Source organism: Paenibacillus sp. V4I5, assembly GCF_030817255.1.
Lineage (GTDB): Bacteria > Bacillota > Bacilli > Paenibacillales > NBRC-103111 > Paenibacillus_E.
On record NZ_JAUSZB010000002.1, the window covers coordinates 6590978 to 6608981 of the forward strand.

At 48.5% G+C, this 18004-nt stretch carries 13 protein-coding genes and 1 pseudogene; all 14 read left to right on the forward strand.

From position 1 onward, the window contains the following. Nucleotides 1–3 precede the first annotated feature (3 nt). The 14 genes and pseudogenes from QFZ78_RS32190 to sigK all read left to right on the forward strand — a co-directional run bounded on the left by QFZ78_RS32190 (nt 4) and on the right by sigK (nt 17930). Nucleotides 4–1107: a DUF4432 family protein gene (locus tag QFZ78_RS32190; protein ID WP_307553409.1), complete on the forward strand. Its 1104-nt coding sequence runs from the start codon at nt 4–6 to the stop codon at nt 1105–1107. After that, the gene (locus QFZ78_RS32195) at nt 1104–1937 is read left to right on the forward strand and encodes an amidohydrolase family protein (RefSeq protein WP_307553410.1); all 834 of its coding nucleotides are present in this window, start codon (nt 1104–1106) and stop codon (nt 1935–1937) included. Before QFZ78_RS32190 ends, QFZ78_RS32195 begins: the two co-directional genes overlap by 4 nt. Nucleotides 1938–1964: 27 nt before the next feature. After that, nucleotides 1965–2348 (forward strand): RidA family protein, encoded by a 384-nt coding sequence (locus QFZ78_RS32200; RefSeq protein WP_307553411.1) that lies wholly within the window; start codon nt 1965–1967, stop codon nt 2346–2348. A 30-nt stretch (nt 2349–2378) separates the two neighbouring features. After that, nucleotides 2379–3164 carry an AAC(3) family N-acetyltransferase gene (locus QFZ78_RS32205; protein ID WP_307553413.1) on the forward strand — a complete coding sequence of 262 codons (786 nt, stop codon included), beginning with the start codon at nt 2379–2381 and terminating at the stop codon, nt 3162–3164. Nucleotides 3165–3210: 46 nt separating this feature from the next. Next, nucleotides 3211–3987, forward strand: a complete 777-nt coding sequence (locus tag QFZ78_RS32210) for an IclR family transcriptional regulator (RefSeq protein ID WP_307553414.1) — start codon at nt 3211–3213, stop codon at nt 3985–3987. Next, nucleotides 3984–5294 carry a neutral/alkaline non-lysosomal ceramidase N-terminal domain-containing protein gene (locus tag QFZ78_RS32215; RefSeq protein WP_307553415.1) on the forward strand — a complete coding sequence of 437 codons (1311 nt, stop codon included), beginning with the start codon at nt 3984–3986 and terminating at the stop codon, nt 5292–5294. Before QFZ78_RS32210 ends, QFZ78_RS32215 begins: the two co-directional genes overlap by 4 nt. After that, a complete protein-coding gene (locus tag QFZ78_RS32220) occupies nt 5291–6166 on the forward strand; it encodes an SMP-30/gluconolactonase/LRE family protein (protein ID WP_307553416.1) in 876 nt (291 codons plus the stop codon). The genes QFZ78_RS32215 and QFZ78_RS32220 overlap by 4 nt, the downstream gene beginning before the upstream one ends. Before the next feature lie 41 nt (nt 6167–6207). Beyond that, nucleotides 6208–7710, forward strand: a complete 1503-nt coding sequence (locus tag QFZ78_RS32225; RefSeq protein ID WP_307553417.1) for a sulfatase-like hydrolase/transferase — start codon at nt 6208–6210, stop codon at nt 7708–7710. A gap of 256 nt (nt 7711–7966) precedes the next feature. After that, nucleotides 7967–14311, forward strand: a complete 6345-nt coding sequence (locus QFZ78_RS32230; protein WP_307553418.1) for an Ig-like domain-containing protein — start codon at nt 7967–7969, stop codon at nt 14309–14311. Nucleotides 14312–14624: 313 nt separating this feature from the next. Then, nucleotides 14625–14771: pseudogene (locus tag QFZ78_RS32235) on the forward strand (sugar phosphate isomerase/epimerase family protein); the annotation flags it as partial. A 32-nt stretch (nt 14772–14803) separates the two neighbouring features. Further along, nucleotides 14804–15586 (forward strand): glucosamine-6-phosphate deaminase, encoded by a 783-nt coding sequence (locus tag QFZ78_RS32240; RefSeq protein ID WP_307553419.1) that lies wholly within the window; start codon nt 14804–14806, stop codon nt 15584–15586. Continuing rightward, nucleotides 15583–16320 carry a hypothetical protein gene (locus QFZ78_RS32245; protein WP_307553420.1) on the forward strand — a complete coding sequence of 246 codons (738 nt, stop codon included), beginning with the start codon at nt 15583–15585 and terminating at the stop codon, nt 16318–16320. The genes QFZ78_RS32240 and QFZ78_RS32245 overlap by 4 nt, the downstream gene beginning before the upstream one ends. Nucleotides 16321–16352: 32 nt before the next feature. Further along, entirely contained in the window at nt 16353–16727 is a 375-nt protein-coding gene (locus QFZ78_RS32250; RefSeq protein WP_307553421.1) for a hypothetical protein, read from the forward strand. A 645-nt stretch (nt 16728–17372) separates the two neighbouring features. Continuing rightward, a complete protein-coding gene (gene sigK, locus QFZ78_RS32255) occupies nt 17373–17930 on the forward strand; it encodes an RNA polymerase sporulation sigma factor SigK (RefSeq protein WP_307555987.1) in 558 nt (185 codons plus the stop codon). Nucleotides 17931–18004 lie beyond the last annotated feature (74 nt).

Here is an 18004-nt window from a genome sequence, read left to right on the forward strand (position 1 = left end):
GCTATGTATTTACCAAGGAGCAACGGTGTACGTATCAGCTGTGATGTCATGTATCAAGGGCATCGACTGGCTGTGCTGGAGAATGAACAATTGGCTGTCACTCTGTTATTAGATCAAGGGGGCAGTATTGTAGAATTTCGATACAAACCTTTAGATATAGATGTGATGTACCGGGCTCCATGGGGAATGCGGACTTGGGGGAACTGGGTTCCTACCACATCCAACCCTCGCGGCAACTGGATAGACCATTATCCAGGCGGCTGGCAAGTGATATTTCCTGCGGGGAGTACGGCTTCTACTTACAAGGGGGCTGAGCAGGGCATGCATGGCGAGGCCAGTCTGATGGCTTGGGAGTATGAAGTGATCTTAGATACGCCCGACGAGGTCGCCCTCTTGATGCGTGTAGAAACACAACGTTTGCCTTTCCGTATGGAAAGGGAGCTGCGGCTCAAGCGGGGAAGCGGCGCTTTACAAATTCGTGAAACGGTAGAAAATGTAAGCCCTGTCGAAGTTCATTGCATGTGGGGCCAACATCCAGCGCTTGGTGAGCCTTTCCTCGGTCCGGAAATGGAGCTGCATTTGCCGCCTTGTCGTATTACTCGTTCGGCAGGAGGAGAAGACTTGCCGGGACGGGTTGTGCCTGGAACATCCGGCGAATGGCCCTTTCTGCTGGGAAGAGACGGTCAGCCAGTCGATTTAAGACAAATGCCGCCTCGCGAGCAGTTGGCTGCGGATATGTTTTTTGCTGCTGAGCTAGAAGAAGGTTGGGTAGCGGCATGTAACCCACAGCTCGGACTGGGGTTTGGAATGAGCTGGCCTCTCGAGGTTTGGCCGCATCTGTGGATTTGGCAAGAGTTCGGCGGAACGACCGGCGCGCCTTGGTTCGGTCGGGCCTACACGATGGGGATCGAGCCTTTCAGCAGCATTCCAGGGTCGGAGTTGCCTGGACTTACTGGCGCGATTGCCAATGGTACCGCTACGCTTTTTACCCCATTCGAAAAGAAATCCATCACATTTAACGCGGTAGCTTTTGCCTATGAAGGGAATTTGCAACGGATTACGCCGGATGGGAACGTACAATGGCAGGATGGAGGCGAGGACCTATGATTGATTATCACACTCACTTGGGTGAGCCTAAGCATTACAGTCCAGCGTATTTAGCAGAGGGCTTCAAAATGAGAGGCAAGCCGGTACAGCGCACGACACCGGATGAACACTATGAAGCGATGAAAGCCGTGGATAAATGTATTGTGCTAGCTTTTCGCAGCCGACATCTGGGCTTTAATGTCCCTAACGAATATGTAGCGGAATATTGCCAAAGGGACCCGCAGAAGCTGATCGGATTTGCATGCGTCGACCCCCATGATTACAATGCGTTGGATGAATTGAAGGAATGCCATTTCAATCTGGGCATGAAGGGTTTGAAGACGAGCCCCATCTATCAAGCCTACGATCCTATGGATGAGCGTATGCTGCGCATTTATCGATTCTGTGAGGACAACGGGCTTCCAATTCTCACCCATCAAGGTACGACCTTTCCCCAAAGGGCTCCCATGAAATGGGCTCACCCCGAACAATTGGAACAAGTTGCTCTAGCCTACCCTGAGCTGCGGATCATTATCGCTCACCTAGGTCATCCGTGGGAAGCTGAAACGATCAGTGTAATTCGCAAACATCCAAATGTGTACGCGGATGTATCGGCACTTTACTATAGACCATGGCAGCTTTATAATTCCTTGATGCTTTGCAAAGAGTATGGCGTTTGGAAAAAGCTGATCTTCGGAACGGATTATCCGATTTGCAACTTTGAAGACTCGGTTAAAGGGCTTCGCAAAATGACGGAATACGCCCAACAAATGCCTTTTCCAGGCTTTACGACAGAGGATATGGAAGCGCTGCTGAACAATGATATTTTGGCAGAGCTGAATTTAGTATAAATTCTTAGAATAAAAGGAGGCGGCAAGATGAAAAAGCAAGCCATATTAACCGATGGAGCGCCGTTACCCGTTGGGGCTTACTCGCAAGGGTTAAGGGTGGGAGACTTTGTGTATGTTTCCGGTCAAGTGGGGCGTCATCCCGTAACTGGAGAGCTTGCTGAAGGCATAAAGGAGCAAACAGTGCGTACATTGGAAAATGTCCTAGCTATTCTTCAGGCAGGCGGAGCGACTTTTGAAGATGTGGTGAAGTCGACCGTTCACCTGAAAGATATGACTGATTTTGTCCCTTTTAATGAAGTATATGATAGCTATTTTCCGGATCCCAAACCTGTAAGGACAACAGTGGGCAGTTATTTGCCCAAAGCGTTGGTGGAAATTGACGTCGTTGCCTATGCACCGATTCAAAATTAGTTCCTAAAGCTGGAATGGGGAGGTATGATGGTGGAGCCACTCACGAGAGAATCACTAATCGAGTCTTTTAATAGCTTGGGGATTCGCACTGGGACTCGTCTTGTCGTCCATAGTTCTTTACGCAATCTTGGGCCTATTGATGGCGGTGCGGATACCGTCCTAGATGCGCTAATATCTTGTATCGGTAGCGAAGGCTTGCTTGTAATGCCTACGTTTACCTATCAGAACGAAGGATTTAATCCGGATATTTCCCCAAGTAAAACAGGCATATTATCCGAACTGCTTCGTAAACGTCCCGATGCCGTGAGGTCACTACATCCTACACATTCCATTACTGCGATAGGGGACGGGGCTGTCGCTCTTTGCGAGGATCATTTTTTGAAACCAGGCCTTGGTATAAACAGTCCGTTAGATCTAGTGGCCAAAATGGGCGGCGGAATTCTTTTGCTTGGTGTTGGTCATACGAGCAATTCAACGGTCCATGTAGGTGAAGCTTATGCCAAAATGTCCTATTTGGACATTCCTTTTCGTCCGAGTTATCCAATTAGTATTCCGATTCTCGGTTCCGTTCAAATGGAGGTGGAATTACTTGATCCTCCTGGGTGCAGCCGAGCTTTTGGAGTCATTGAGGCTTTACTGCGGAAGCGCAGCGCCATTCAAGATGGCCTAATTGGCAAAGCTCTAGTCCAGTGGATATCAGGCGAGGAAGTGATATCTGCCACGACAGAGCTTTTGCGTATGGACGATGCAGCCCTGCTCTGCAGTGATCCAACTTGTTATCGCTGCAGCAAGAGTCGTGAGAGATTATGGCGATAGAACGCTGGTTTAATCAGCATCAAAGAGATAGAGAAGGTGAGTTTGAATGAATAAACGAGTATCAAAATCCCAATTAATTCCAAATGTTGATCGGGCGTTCAAAATTCTTGAGCTTTTAAGCGCATCCCCTGACGGGCTTCGGTTTGTCGATATTTATGAACGACTTTCCCTAGCTAAAAGCAGCGCTTTTGTTCTCCTAGATAACTTGGAGATGAAAGGGTATGTCGAGAAGATGTCCGAGGGTAAATATCGGGCGACGCTGAGGCTTTTTCATTTAGGCAGTCAAGTTTTGAAAAATATGAATATCCGCACGATTGCACTTCCCTTTATGACTGCTTTACGCGACGATACAGGTTTTCCTGTCCACTTGGCAATGCTGGATGGATTGGATGTCGTTTATTTGGAAAAAGTCGAGGGCACGAGCTTCATTCGCTTCGACACTTATATAGGCAAGCGCTCCCCGTTGCACTTAACGGCAGTAGGCAAGGCTATCGCCGCCTTTCTGCCTGAGCCGCAAACGGATGAGATCCTTGCGGCTCGAGGGCTAGGAGGAGGAACGGAAAAGGCGGCCGCTACTTTGACCGAATTCAAGGCGATGCTGCAAGCCGTACGGGAGCAAGGCTATGCGCTTGAGGACGAGGAAGAAGTGCTCGGAGTACGCTGTATAGGAGCACCTATACGGAATTACGAAGGTAATGTGACGGCATCCATCAGTATCATCGCCCTTTCTCGTGAGATGCCGGCAGCCCGTTTTTCCGAGCTCAGCACTAAGGTTATTCATACGGCAGGGGAGATTTCATCAGCGCTCGGAGGTTCAAGATGATAAAGCTAGGTTTTTCCGAGTGCACCGTTACACCTCCCGTGGGGATTTGGCTCGGAGGATTTTCCAACCGGACGGCACCGTCAACAGGGGTGAGAGACCACCTCCGTGCCCAGGTCATGTGGCTGGAAAGCACGGATCGTGAAGAAGAGCATGTAGTCGTCGTAGTCGATCAAGTTGGCTTAACCCGAAGCTGGACGGATACGCTGCAGGAGCGGCTCCAACATCTATGGGGTCTTCGTTCTGATCAAGTGTTGGTTCACTGGACTCACACCCACTGTGCACCGCTTTATCGGGAGCCGACTCCGGGCTTTGAGCACGCGGTATTTTCATCGGATTATTTCAATGGACTTATAGATGCAATTATTGAAGTAAGCCGATCCGCCCGGGACGACATGGAACCCGTCTCGTTATTTTTCGGCACCGGCAGCAGCGATTTAGCGTTTTCCAGACGTCTCATTGTTGACGGTCAAAATGTATTTGCAGCAAATCCTTACGGCGTAGTAGACCATGATGTTCCTGTGGTGAAAGCTAGTCGTTCCGACGGAAGCTGCAAGCTCGTCCTGTTTAGCTATGCCTGTCACCCCACCATAACCAATGGGCTTCTCATTTCTGCAGAATTTCCGGGTGTGGCACGGAGTTTGATTGAGAAACGCATCCCGGGGACCCAAGCGATGTTTCTTCAAGGCTGTGGGGCTGATGCCGTTGTAGGCGTAGTGAGCAGCGAGAAGGAACGCTATCTTCTCCAAGATCAGTGGGAGGATGTAGAGGCTGCCGGACGGAGTTTAGCCTGGAAGGTGCTGCTCACATTAGCTCATCAAATGGAGCCTGTAATAGATGATACACTAGCAGGCTTTACAGAAAGTTGTTATCCTACCTTCGAATATTTCCCCGCGAGAATTGAACTTGAAGAGCGTGCAAAAGGGGAGCATGTTGGAGATTCCCGCTGGGCGAACTTTCTTTTGCAGCGCTTTCCAGATGAACCAATCTGGCCACTAAACATCGAAGCACGCGTTCACGGACTTCGACTCGGCGATATTTACTTTCTAGGTCATCCGGGTGAGGTCGTTGCTGCATATGGTCTGCGTCTAAAGGAGCGTCACCCCAAACTTCGTTTGATCACCTTAGGTTATTGCCACTCTCAGATCGGTTATATTCCGCGCCGATCCATGTACGATGAGGGGGGCTACGAAGTGGATGCTTGGAGGACTTGGGGCTATCCGTCTCGTTGGGATCGTAACATTGAGCAATTGTTTGAATCTACAGCGGAAACCGTATTGTTAAAGTTGAAAATGGGGGAGACGCCATGAAATACACGGCTGAACTTGCTGTTGACGCACATTGTTCCTTAGGGGAAGGGCCTGTATGGGACCCCTCCGGGCAACAGGTACTTTGGATAGATTACGACGAAGGAACAATGCACGATTATATACCTTCCAGCGGGGTTCACCGCATACGAAAGCTGCCGATGAAGGTCGCTTCATTTGCACTAAGGGAGGGCGGAGGCATCCTCATTGCAGGTGACCGGGGACTGGCTTTTTACAATCCGGAAGATGAAACCATGGAGTTTGTATGCGATCCGGAAAGCCACCTTCCCCAGACCCAGTTCAACGACGGAAAATGTGATCCGAAAGGCCGTTTTTTTGCGGGTACTGCATCTAAGGGAAATGTGCGGGATGGGGCACTGTATGTCTTCTATCCGGATGGGAGTTACAGGCAATTGGATTCAGGCATTGGTTGCTCCAACGGTATTACTTGGTCCATTGACGAAAAAACGATGTACTATATCGATTCACTTGCCTACCGAGTGGATGCGTTTGATTTCGACATAGAAACGGGACTAGTGACCGGTAAACGTGCGGTGATCCCTTATCAAGGAACGGATATTTTACCTGACGGGATGACCTCTGACGAAGAGGGTATGATCTGGGTGGCTGAATGGGGTGGCTGGAAAGTGAGCAGGTGGAATCCTGTTACGGGAGAGCGATTGGCCGTCGTTGAATTGCCGGTAAAATATGTAACATCTTGCGTTTTTGGTGGTAAGGATATGGACGAATTGTACATCACGTCGGCCAGTTCCCCTTTATCGGAGGATGCCCAAGCAGAACAACCATCGGCAGGCGGTTTGTTCCGTGCGAAAATCGGCATCAAGGGCCGTCCAATACATCTCTTCAGAGGGTAGAATTCATAGCCCGTAATTCGTTGGCAAAGGAGAAAGGCGAAATGAACGAGAAATGCCCAAATATTTTGTTGATTTTGACCGACCAGCAGCGTATCGATACGATGAAATGCTATGGGGGCACGGTATGTCAGACGCCTAATCTCGACCTATTGGCGGAAGGGAGCATTGTATTTGATAATGCGTATGCAAGCTGCCCCATCTGTACGCCGGCCAGAGCGTCTTTGCAAACAGGATATTATCCGTTCAACGTCGGAATGCAGGCCAATACATATGGAGCTCATTGTCTGATCCGTGAGCTACCTGATGACCCAATGCTGCTCAGCCGCCAGCTTTTGAAGCAAGACTATAGTGCTGGATACACCGGTAAATGGCATCTAGGCCATGGAAAAGAGATTGTCGAAACCGAGGATTTCCGTAGATATGGCAAGAAATCAATTACGTTCCCCGAATTTCAATACAATATCCGCAGCCTGCCTACCGACTTGGGGTACGAAGGCGACGATTTCCCTGGGCACGGGGACGGCGGTTACGAATATCCGGAATATCTTCATTACTTGGAGGAAAACAATCTCCACTTCGAAACAGTAAACACGTTATCCGGCAATTTTGATGTACATACCGCATCGGAGGTCGTGTCTCCAATCGAATCTACAGTGGAGTTTTATTTAACCGAGAGGGCTATTCATTACATCGACCGTTTCCGTCGGCGCAAGAGCCCGTTCTTCTTCGCCTTGAATTTTTGGGGGCCTCACGAGCCCTATATGGCTCCTACGAAGCATCTCGATCTATACAGGGATCAGCAGCTGGAACCATGGCCTAATTTTTATGACAACAACGAGAATAAGCCGTCGATTCATAAAGCCCGGATGGCCAATTCCAAGGATTGGATGGCTTTTGAGCCTTACGTCAAGCACTATTACGGTTTTATGAGCTCGATTGATGAACAAATCGGGAGACTTCTCGATTATTTGAAGCGAAACGATTTGTTTGATCATACGACGATCATTTTCTCAGCCGACCATGGCGAATCGCTTGGCATACACGGTGGCTTGAGCGATAAAGCGTTCTTCATGTATGAAGAGACTTGCCGTATTCCGCTGCTCGTAAAGCCAGCCGGGTCCAAACAAGAGATACGAAGAGAAGATCGGTTCATCGGCTCCTGCGATTTATATTCCACGATTCTGGAGTTGTCTGGGGTACCTCGGGAAACGGCAAACTCCCGTGACGGTCGTTCGTTTGTGCCGCTTTTGGATGGGGAATCCGACATCGATTGGCCGGATTGCGTCGTGACGGAATGCTCCGGCCTTGAAAATGTGCTATTCACACAGCGGATGATTCGGCACGGCAATCTAAAGTACGTTTTCAACTGCGGTGACTTGGACGAACTATACGACCTTAATCAGGACCCACATGAAATGTCCAATCTGGTCGCTAATCGAACATACGCATCCACACTCGCGTTCATGAGAGGAAAGTTAGCGGAATGGATGAACGAGCACCAAGACGGATTGCTAAAGCTTTTCAAACGAATGAGGGAAGTGTAAGGATGAATGACATAAAGAAGCCCTGGAATTCGAACATGCAGTACAATGAACGAATTTTTTATACAGTAAATTGAAACATGTGCAATGAACTAGGGATGGCCGAGGGGGTCGTCCCTTTTCTCTTTCTTTCAAATTTATTCATAAAATGCCATGCTTCTGAAATTTCACCCATACCTCAAAATAAGAGGAAGATTTACGATAAGGGGTGAAAGTGTCTACTTATAGGTCTACTACGATTATATGAGGAGGGTTTAACGTGAGGACAGGTTTTACTCGTAAGGTACTTAGTATTGTCATTGCAATTGTCATTGTAATGACGATGGTCATACCCGTCTCGGCGCATCCTAGTATTTCTAACGAAGATGGCCTAACAAAGCATATCCAGCAAGTAGTTGCGAACACTTCGAACTCCACCGCTACATTCGGCAGTACGGCGCTTTTGGTTGATGGAAGCGTGTACATGCTGGGCGGAAACGGTAACAGTCAGCTTGGAAATGGTACGACAGGCGGTGCAAGCACAGTCTTTACAAAAGTCTTAACTGGTGCAGGCACGCCGCTTATCAACATCACGCGCATTTACCAAAATAGCGGCACGATGTACGCGTGGAGTCAGTCCGATAGCAAACTCTATGGATGGGGGCGCGCTTACGGAGGTAAATTGGGTGTACTCGGTGGCACGGGTGCAACTCCAACAGATGTTTCATATGCAACCGAATTAAAGTTTTATGGCAATAAGACGCTATCGGAACTCGGAATTAGCTTTGATGGCTCTCACGAACAGACTTTAGGCGGCATAGCTGGTACCGAAGGGACCAAGCCCAGCACGATCTTGGCAATAGCCACAGACGGGAAGGTTTATTCCTGGGGCTCCAGTGGCAGCAGTAACCTTGCGTTGAATGACTTTCGTCTCGGCCGCGATATCAGTGTTGCTGAAGCTGTATATACCATGAACGGGTCATATAGCAGTGTAATGCCGACTCAAGTAATTTTCAACCATGCAGATGCAAGCGAACGGGCGATAGCAGTTGCTGGTTCTGATGATGTGCCGAACGTCAATTATATACTATCTCAGTCAGGCGTCCTGTATGCTTTTGGTAACGGGCTTACGACCTCGGCTGCCGCGACATTCGTTACAGTCGAGCATCCTGACAAGGCTGCAGGCAGGAAATTTGTAAAAATGAGCGTATCCTCAGGTGGGATAGCTAACCTGTTGGACGATCAAGGATACATATATACAGTATTTAACACAGGCAGCTCCAATAATGTGTATTCGGCTGCCGCAAGAATCGCAACCCGTCCTTCGGCCGTCTATGGCAACGGAACGACAGGTGGTATTAACGGGAATGCGGCTTCAGGTATATCATTTAGAAATGTTTATACGATTGGTCCAACTAACAACCATGTCATGTTCGCCATAGCAAACGACGGTACCGTTTATGAGTGGGGCTCGTCAACAAATGGCGGAGCAACTCATGGCACACGTTTCGGCGACGGGACAGCGGTAAGTAAAGATGTTTCAACTGCAGTTCCAAATCCTAATTTAAAAGACGTTGAATATATGAGCATGTTCCGGACAACGGCGGCCGCGGTAAGGGGCAATGTCATTTATACATGGGGGTTCAATGCGGGTGTCGATCAGCTTGGCAACGGCTCCGGTATTGGCCAGACCGCTTCACAAGGCACACCGAGACCAATTAACGAAGAGGCGCTCGTTCATATTCCCGCGCTCGCCGCGCATGTGAATGACGAATTGCCGCTTGCAGTCTCCTATTCCCCTGCGAATAGTGCTACCGGAGTTGCTCTTACTATTGCACCGAGTATTACCTTTAATAAGATCGTTTCTCTTGCCAACGGCAGTTCGATTGCCGATACGGTAAAGGTATACAAAGGTACGAATAATGCAGGAACTTTACTGGCCCCTAGTGCTTATACGGTAACGAATGCCGGTAAAGTACTTACGATTACATTTGCAAATGCGCTTCAAGAATTATCAGACTATTATATTGAAATTCAAGGAGGCAAACTCAAGGATTTCAAAGGGACAGCCATTGCAACACAAGGTTCAACGTTCAAAACAGTTGGACAGTTATCGGCTGAACCTCTACCGGTGCACAATGCAACAGTTGTTTCGATTCAAATAAAGCCTTCAATTACTTTTACAGCTTCATTAACCAGCGTTACCAATTTAAACACGTCAGTCGAGCTGCATCAGGGTACATTCACAGGCACGCTTGTCCAATCTACGGCTGCTTTTGAAAATCAGAACTCAGTGGTGAGGATTTCGCCGTTATCTGCGCTTGCCTATAACACCGACTATTATATAGTCGTAAAGGCTAACGCATTTAAAGATCCCAATAATGTCTTGTATCCAACCACAGACATGGTCTACAAATTTACAACCAAAGCTCCGCCCGCTTTCTCATCGGCTGTAATCAAGCAGGCTGTGACTTTTAGCGGCTCGGACGCAGACGGCAACGCGACTGCGCTTCTAACAATCGATGGTAAAGTATACGTGAACGGCAACAACGCTAATGGGATATATGCAAACGGTTCTATTTCAATGCCTAACGGCGGGTTAACCGGCGTATTCAGATCGGCCTTTACTAGTACAGATGTTGAACTTAGCAGTATTGATAGGATCTATACATCTCAGGGCAACTTGCTCTACGCGTGGGATGAGGAAAACAATAAACTGTATGCTTGGGGCAAAAACGGCTTTGAGCGTTCAGGTATTATGAACTCCGCTCCTTCGGTACAGTGGGCTACCCAATCCACCTTCCACAATACCCCGATTAATTTTGCGGGAGGACGACGCTCTCTTAGCGCAAGTGTCGGCAGCACTTTTGTAATAGACAAGGACGGAGCATTATGGTCGTGGGGTCAGGCATCGGCTGCCAACGCTGGCAATGAGTCGAATGGCTGGACGAATGACTATCGGCTTGGACGTGATCTTCCAGGAATATCTGTAGCTTCAGGCGTATTAAGACCGATCTGGGAAGCGCAGGCTGCTAACGGGATTAAATACTTGGATGCCGGTAAGGCATGGTATTCGGCAAAGCCCGGAAAAGTCGTATTCACTTCCGATCCGAATGAAAAAGCTATCGAGGTAACCGGTGCGGGCACAACCTCGGCCGTCATATTGACAAATTACGGAAACATTTATGCTTTTGGAGGTACAGGTTCAAATCAGTTCTCATCCGATCCGGCTAATCGTTTTGCGAAGGTAGCTCACCCTGTAACAGGGCGCAAATTTGTCCAGATCAGCGCGTCAGTCAACGGCACGGCAATCATGCTTGACGATCTAGGTCAGGTATATGCCCTATTTGCTGGAACCTTCTCCAACAATAAAACAAACCTTGCTCCACAGAAGCCTGCTGCCATTTACAACGCTGCAAACGGCATACCGAACGCGGAAAGCCTTATTTTCGACGACATCTTGGCATTCGGTGGCGGTACCAACGTTACCTATATGGTGAAGACTTCCGACGGTAGGGTCTATGTATGGGGCAGCAACCAAAGTGCCAAGCTTGGCCTCGGTATCGCGGACGTTAGCAACACTTCTGTTATCCCATTTGCAACCGAGAACACCGCGCTTAAGGACGTAGAAGGTTTCTATGGAATCAATGATACCGCCATTGCTTGGAAAGGCGACGTCCTTTACACATGGGGCTCTAATCCTTACAACTCCTTGGCAAACGGCACCAACATAGCGGACTTCAGCTTATCGCCGCTGCCGATTACCAAGCCCTATTTGGTGAATATTCCCGGCTTGCAGGCTGTCGCTCCTGACGGGGATCCGCCGACTGCACCTGATTCAGCCCTTGAAGGGACGAACGCAAACTTTGTCTACAAGCCAGTCGTATCGCAAGACATCAACAACAATATTCTGGTTGAGGACTTTATGGGCTGGGGCGGCCAGTACAACCATCAGCTTTTCTCCGACCTCAACAGGACGGTTTACGACGCCACGAACGCCAATCTTAAGAGTCTCGAAGATAAACTCGTCAATCTGAATCCGAAGTATACACGCATTTTCTATGACCCTGACCCGCAAAGAGCGGTTCCATATGTCAATAACGCGGCGGGCGGCAATTCGGGATATACGGCGCTTTACGGCGACTTGAATTTCGAATCGCTCGAAAAAACGCTACAGCTAGCTCTGGACACCCACTCGGCGGTAAATCTCACCTATTGGCATCCAGCCACTGAGTTAAACGGGCAGGTTGTAGCTAGCAGTGATACCAGTTGGGATATCAATACAGGAATGGGGCGCTGGGCCAAGCAGCTGAAGACACTTATTGTGGATAAAGGGTTTACCAACATTAAAGCCCTTACGATTTACAATGAGCCGAACGACGGCATTCCTATGGATAAGTATGTGCAAGTCTACAGGGCGCTTGACATAGCCCTTAAGAACGAGGGGATTAGAGATCTCGTTAAGATTGTAGGCGGCGACCTGCTGACTGGAAACCAGACGGCTTGGTTCAAGCTTATCGGTGAGAATCTTAACGACGTGGTTGACGAATACTCGATCCACAGATATTGGTTCGACGGTTCGACGAGATACAACATGCTGCTCACTGTGCAGGCGATTATTAACGCTCTGCCCGAAAACCAGCGCAAGCCGGTCCAAATCACTGAGTTTGGTCCAAACAAAGGCTATATGAACACAGCCTACAGCGGAAGCCAGGCCAATCTGATCAAATATGCCTACGAGACCTCAGGCTTTAACATTATGTCGGCTGCGCTAGGCTTTGACGGCACTAGCAAGTGGGACATCTACCATGCCAAGTATGACGGGGACATCCAGGACCACAGCATGATTAGGGACGCAAGGGATGGGTATGAGCTTCGTCCTGAGTATTGGGCGTTCTTACTTCAATCCATGACGTCGGAATCGGGTTGGAACAACGTAAAAGTCCGCAGTGGTACTGGTGACGGCGGTTCCAGTAATAAGATGGTCGCGGCCCTTGAGAGCCCGGACGGTTCAGAGCAAAGCTTCTTCCTTCTAAATCAGTCTATAACTGCGGCAACTGATATGAGCGTCGAAGGCCTTGACACTTCCAAGACCTACTACGTGTATATGTGGAACGAGAACGGCGACGGCAAGATAACCGAGAAGGGAGTACTTGCTCCGTCTGGCACAGCGTCGGTGCAATCATCCAATGCTGCAGGAGGCGTTTACAAGGTTACGGGTATTAAGGGGAATTCGTATGCCGTATTGACAACTAGACAGTTAGACCCTTCAAGATGGGCGGATGTGTGGGAATATGACAATACTCCTGACGTGTTCATAACCCCCTCAAACGACACGAACGGAGTATCCGTACAAGCAGATGTTGAGATAGGCTTTAATGTCGAGTTCCTAAACAGGGATGGGATTGGCGACATCAACAAGATCGACCCTACAAGCACGCCGCAGATTTTGGAAGGACCTAATTTCGTAGGTATTGTGAAAGTTTACAAAGGTACAAGCAATAGCGGTACAGCGCTTGTTGAGGGGACTGACTTTGTAGTCAAGTTCAAAACCGGCGCAGGCTATACCTATAAAGATAAGAAACTGGTTGTCAGCTTCCCGAATGAACTTGAACGGAATACGGACTACTATGTTGAAGTTCAGCCAAACGTATTAAGACATGTCAGACCTGCTCCGACTTCCATCCCGTATTCGTTTGTAAATACGATGCCGGTTGGTTCGACATTCAATACGGAAGCTGTTCTGGACGCATCACCGCCAGTGCTTTCCCTTCCGGAAAATATTACAGCTGAGGCTACCGGTCCTTCAGGTGCTGCAGTATCATTTAGAGCAACAGCCACCGACATCGTGGATGGTTCAATCGCTGTAGCCTGCACCCAGAACTCCGGTTCCACCTTCCCATTGGGGATAACCATGGTTAACTGTTCTGCTCAAGACCAAGCTGGTAACGCAGCAACAGGCAGTTTTACAATCACGGTAAACGGGACTCTCCTCAGTAGTAAGGATAGCTATTTACGGCAAGGCTCACCTAATACCAACGAAGGTGGCAATCCAAATCTGACCATTCAAGGTAGTGGTAATAACCGTGTCCTGGTTGGATTTGACGGCCTAGATCAACTTAGTACGGTCGGTTTGAAAAGTGCCACACTCGTTCTCACTATTATGGACAATTCAGATAACTGGGGAAGAAACGACGTTCGCACTGTAGATGCACATCGCCTCTTAGTGAATTGGACGGAGGGGAATGGTTCGAATGATGAAGTTAAGCAAAAGGTTCGTGGGACCGGTAATGGAGTTACATGGAATAGCCCAAGTGATACGGACATAAGCAATCAAAATGATGATGGTAACAAATGGGATATGCTCAATCCAGGAAAAGTGAGTAAGCAAGGCGGGAAATACGCCGATGCTACAGCAGCGGGTTTTAGCCACTACAACGATCTAAGCGGTAAAGTCACTTGGGATGTTACTAATGACGTAAAGGTTGGTGCAGGCTTTGGGTGGCTTATTAAAAAGACAGAGGAAGGTGCAAGTGGAAAGGTAATTTACTATTCCAGAGAATATGCTACTAACCATAATAATCTGGATTTAGCTCCGCGATTAATACTGCAATATGGTCCTTGAGATGTACGGGTAAATGATGCAAAATCAAGCTCCATCGCGTTCATTTAAAAATGGTAGAACATGTCCCTCCCAGCTATAAAGGAGCCTGCACGACCGCGAAGAAATGGTTACTAGATCATGGATTCTTTTGCTGATCTATTTCTCAAAAAAATCGATTGGTACATTCGAAAAAGACTAATGCTGTTCTGGAATTAGAAACGAAATTGTCGAAAGAAGCATAGTAATGCCGAGTGCACGGTTAGGGACAGTCGGGAATTCATTCTAGGTCTTGCTTTCATGAAACAGAAATTTTGAACAAAGCCGCTTAGGGGAAGGGGAAACCGACCATCGCCCGCTGTTTCGGGCGCTGCAGAAAGCCGGGTATAACGGTTGGGTTACCTTGGAGTGTAACGCTCCGTATCCGCCTACGGAACGGATGAAGCATGATCTGGATGTCGTAAGATCTTATCTGCAGGCATAGTTTTTTTTGAATAATCGGAGGGAGGAAAGTCGATGCCCGTACAGCGTCAAGAAGTGAAGGAACATAAGGTTGATCAATTAAAGGTGAAAGTATATAGGAATAGAAAAGATTTGGGTGAAGCGGCCGCGCAGGAAGCGGCAAATAAAATCAGGGAACTATTGTCCTCTCAAAGTTCCGTTCGCATTATTTTTGCCGCCGCCCCTTCGCAGAATGAATTTTTGGAAACGCTCGTGCAGGAAAAAGGAATCGATTGGTCCAGAATTACGGCTTTCCATATGGACGAATATATCGGACTGGAACCGCATGCGCCGCAAAAGTTCAGCGCCTTCTTGCGCAGGAGCATATTTGATCAAGTAAAACCGGGAAGGGTTCACCTGATTGAAAACGGGGACTCGGTCGAAAAAGAATGCATTCGGTATGCTGCGCTGATTCAAGAAGCTCCGATCGATATCGTCTGTCTGGGGATCGGAGAGAATGGGCATATCGCGTTCAACGATCCGCCGGTCGCAGATTTCCAAGATCGTAATACGATCAAAGCGGTTGAACTGGAGGAGGCCTGCCGGACCCAGCAAGTGAACGACGGCTGTTTCGCTACTTTGGATGCAGTGCCGACGTATGCATTGACATTAACGATTCCGGCTTTAATGTCCGGGGCTCACTTATTTTGCATGGTTCCTGGAAAAACCAAAAATGCCGCGGTCCAGCAGACATTGGATGGAGCAATCGACACAGCATGTCCAGCCACTATTCTAAGAACTCATCCAAATTGTACGCTTTATGTTGATTTGGACTCCTATAGAAGTGAGCGGGTGTGAGCGAGCGGAAGGGATTGTCCATCGTCGAAGGTTATCATTTCGAAAGCGGGGAAGCACTGAGAATCACGTTGGAAAACGGGCACATTGTCCGCATGGAACCGCTTTGTTCCTCGCAACCCTCCCGTCTGCCTTGGATTGCTCCGGGACTGGTCGATCTGCAGATTAACGGTTTCCGAGGGCACGATTTTAATACGCTGCCGTTAAGCGAGGAACAGATTGTGAACGCCACCGCCTTGTTATGGGGGGAAGGGGTAACGACTTATTATCCTACTGTCATTACGAATAGCGACGAGGCTATTGAGGACGCAGTTGCCGTTATTTCGCAAGCGTGCTCCCTGAATCCGCAGGTTGCGGACAGCGTAGGCGGCATTCATTTGGAAGGACCGTTTATCTCGCCGGATGACGGAGCTCGGGGCGCTCATCATAAAGCATATGTGAAAGCGCCGGACTGGTTATTATTCGAGCGTTGGCAGGCAGTAGCGGAAGGCAGGATTAAGATCATTACGCTATCTCCGGAATGGCCAGGAGCGGTACCCTTCATCAAGAAGTGTGTCGAGCACGGCGTTACTGTCTCCATCGATCATACATCCGTGAGTCCCGAGCATATCCGGGAAGCGGTATCGGCGGGAGCGAGTATGTCAACACATTTAGGCAACGGAGCGCACCTGCAACTGCCTCGACATCCTAACTATTTATGGGAACAGCTGCCGCTGACGGCTTATGGGCCTGCGTGATCGCTGATGGATTTCATTTGCCGGAGTCCGTTTTGAAGGTTGTACTTAAGGTGAAGGAAACGAAGGCCATGATAGTCAGCGATGCAGTATCGTTAAGCGGGATGCCACCTGGAGAATACGACACGCACATCGGCAGTAAAGTCGTCCTGACGCCTCAAGGAAAGCTTCACACGGCGGCCAATCCTAATTTGCTGGCCGGCTCCGCACAAATGCTTACCCATGGTATCGAGCATCTGGTTCGCCATGAACTTTGTACGCTTTCGGATGCATGGAAGAGAGCATCAATGTATCCTTCAAGCTTTATGAAGCTTCCGGGATGCAATGGATTGGCTGTAGGAGCGCCGGCGGATCCTTACAATAGTGGCCGGCTCGTCTATGAATGTGACCTAGGATGCAGTACGAACTAGTAAGCGCTCGACACATCCGGGGGGACAGTAAGAAAAATAGATGCGGTTGAACCGTCTAAGTAAGTCAATACAATAAAAGTAAACCATATAGGATAGGATACCAAATAGCGAAACTCGTGGAAGCCAAACAGCTCCGCGGGCTTCGCTATTTGCCATCAGCAGATTAGGGCGAAATGCGATAAAGTAAGCATGTATGACTGAATCATCAAAAAGCTATAGATTGGATCCATGATGATATAGTCAATGCCATTATGTCAGGGCGGCAAATCACAGAAGTAAGCCAATCTCCCTCAATGGGTGGATTTTTTTGTAAACATGACTAAAGTTACATATCTTTTTTGCTTTAATAACCTACAATTTGTCCTATTGACCTGATCATATGGTAAGGAGGTGTCATTATTGCAATATTAATTCTCGTCCATGTAATATCGGCAATTATTGGAATCACACCGACATTTTTTTCCATGTTTTGCTAAGGGAAAATCAATTAAGAACTGCGAGCATCCCTAAAGTTAGCCCGTAAATTAGAGTTGTTCCCGAAAATCGGCGTGTCAGTGCAACCTTTGGCTGCAAAAAGCGATGTTGCCGCCCTTGGCCCTCCTTGGAAAGCTCGCGGGTTTTAAATGCGGTTACCCAGAATAAGGCATTGATCTCAAATCCAGAGAATCTATTTTTACGTTGCTTCGTGTCCACAACGTCAAAAAATTCGACAACACGGGGGAAGATTTAGAGGATTTAATCTCGATCGGGACGATCGGATTGATTAAGGCGATTGAGTCGTTCTCGCCGAACAAAGGGACCAAGCTCGCGACTTTCGCGGCTCGCTGTATCGAGAACGAGATCTTGATGCATCTTCGCTCGTTGAAGAAAACGCGCAAGGATGTATCCTTGCATGATCCCATCGGAACGGACAAAGAGGGGAATGAAATCACGTTGATCGATATTCTCGGCACGGAGGCCGATGATGTCGTGGATAAGGTGCAGCTCAAGATAGAGAAGAGCAAAATCTATCGGAACTTAGAGATTTTGGATGATCGCGAGAAGGAAGTTGTTGTCGGGCGGTTCGGGTTGGAGCTTGGCGGGGAAGAGCGGACGCAGCGGGAGATTGCGAAGGAGCTAGGAATTAGCCGCTCCTATGTGTCGCGGATTGAGAAAAGGGCGCTCATGAAGCTCTATCATGAGTTTTATAAGGCGAAACGGTAAGGGTTATGAATCAGATACTTCATTTATTTGGTCCTTGTGCAAGTAATGGAGGTGAAGGTTATGTCGTTAATCCA

Coding starts and splice junctions, on each gene's coding strand:
- QFZ78_RS32190 (WP_307553409.1), top strand. CDS start 4: ATGTATTTACCAAGGAGCAACGGTGTACGTATCAGCTGTGATGTCATG.
- QFZ78_RS32195 (WP_307553410.1), top strand. CDS start 1,104: ATGATTGATTATCACACTCACTTGGGTGAGCCTAAGCATTACAGTCCA.
- QFZ78_RS32210 (WP_307553414.1), top strand. CDS start 3,211: ATGAATAAACGAGTATCAAAATCCCAATTAATTCCAAATGTTGATCGG.
- QFZ78_RS32225 (WP_307553417.1), top strand. CDS start 6,208: ATGAACGAGAAATGCCCAAATATTTTGTTGATTTTGACCGACCAGCAG.
- QFZ78_RS32240 (WP_307553419.1), top strand. CDS start 14,804: ATGCCCGTACAGCGTCAAGAAGTGAAGGAACATAAGGTTGATCAATTA.
- QFZ78_RS32220 (WP_307553416.1), top strand. CDS start 5,291: ATGAAATACACGGCTGAACTTGCTGTTGACGCACATTGTTCCTTAGGG.
- QFZ78_RS32215 (WP_307553415.1), top strand. CDS start 3,984: ATGATAAAGCTAGGTTTTTCCGAGTGCACCGTTACACCTCCCGTGGGG.
- QFZ78_RS32200 (WP_307553411.1), top strand. CDS start 1,965: ATGAAAAAGCAAGCCATATTAACCGATGGAGCGCCGTTACCCGTTGGG.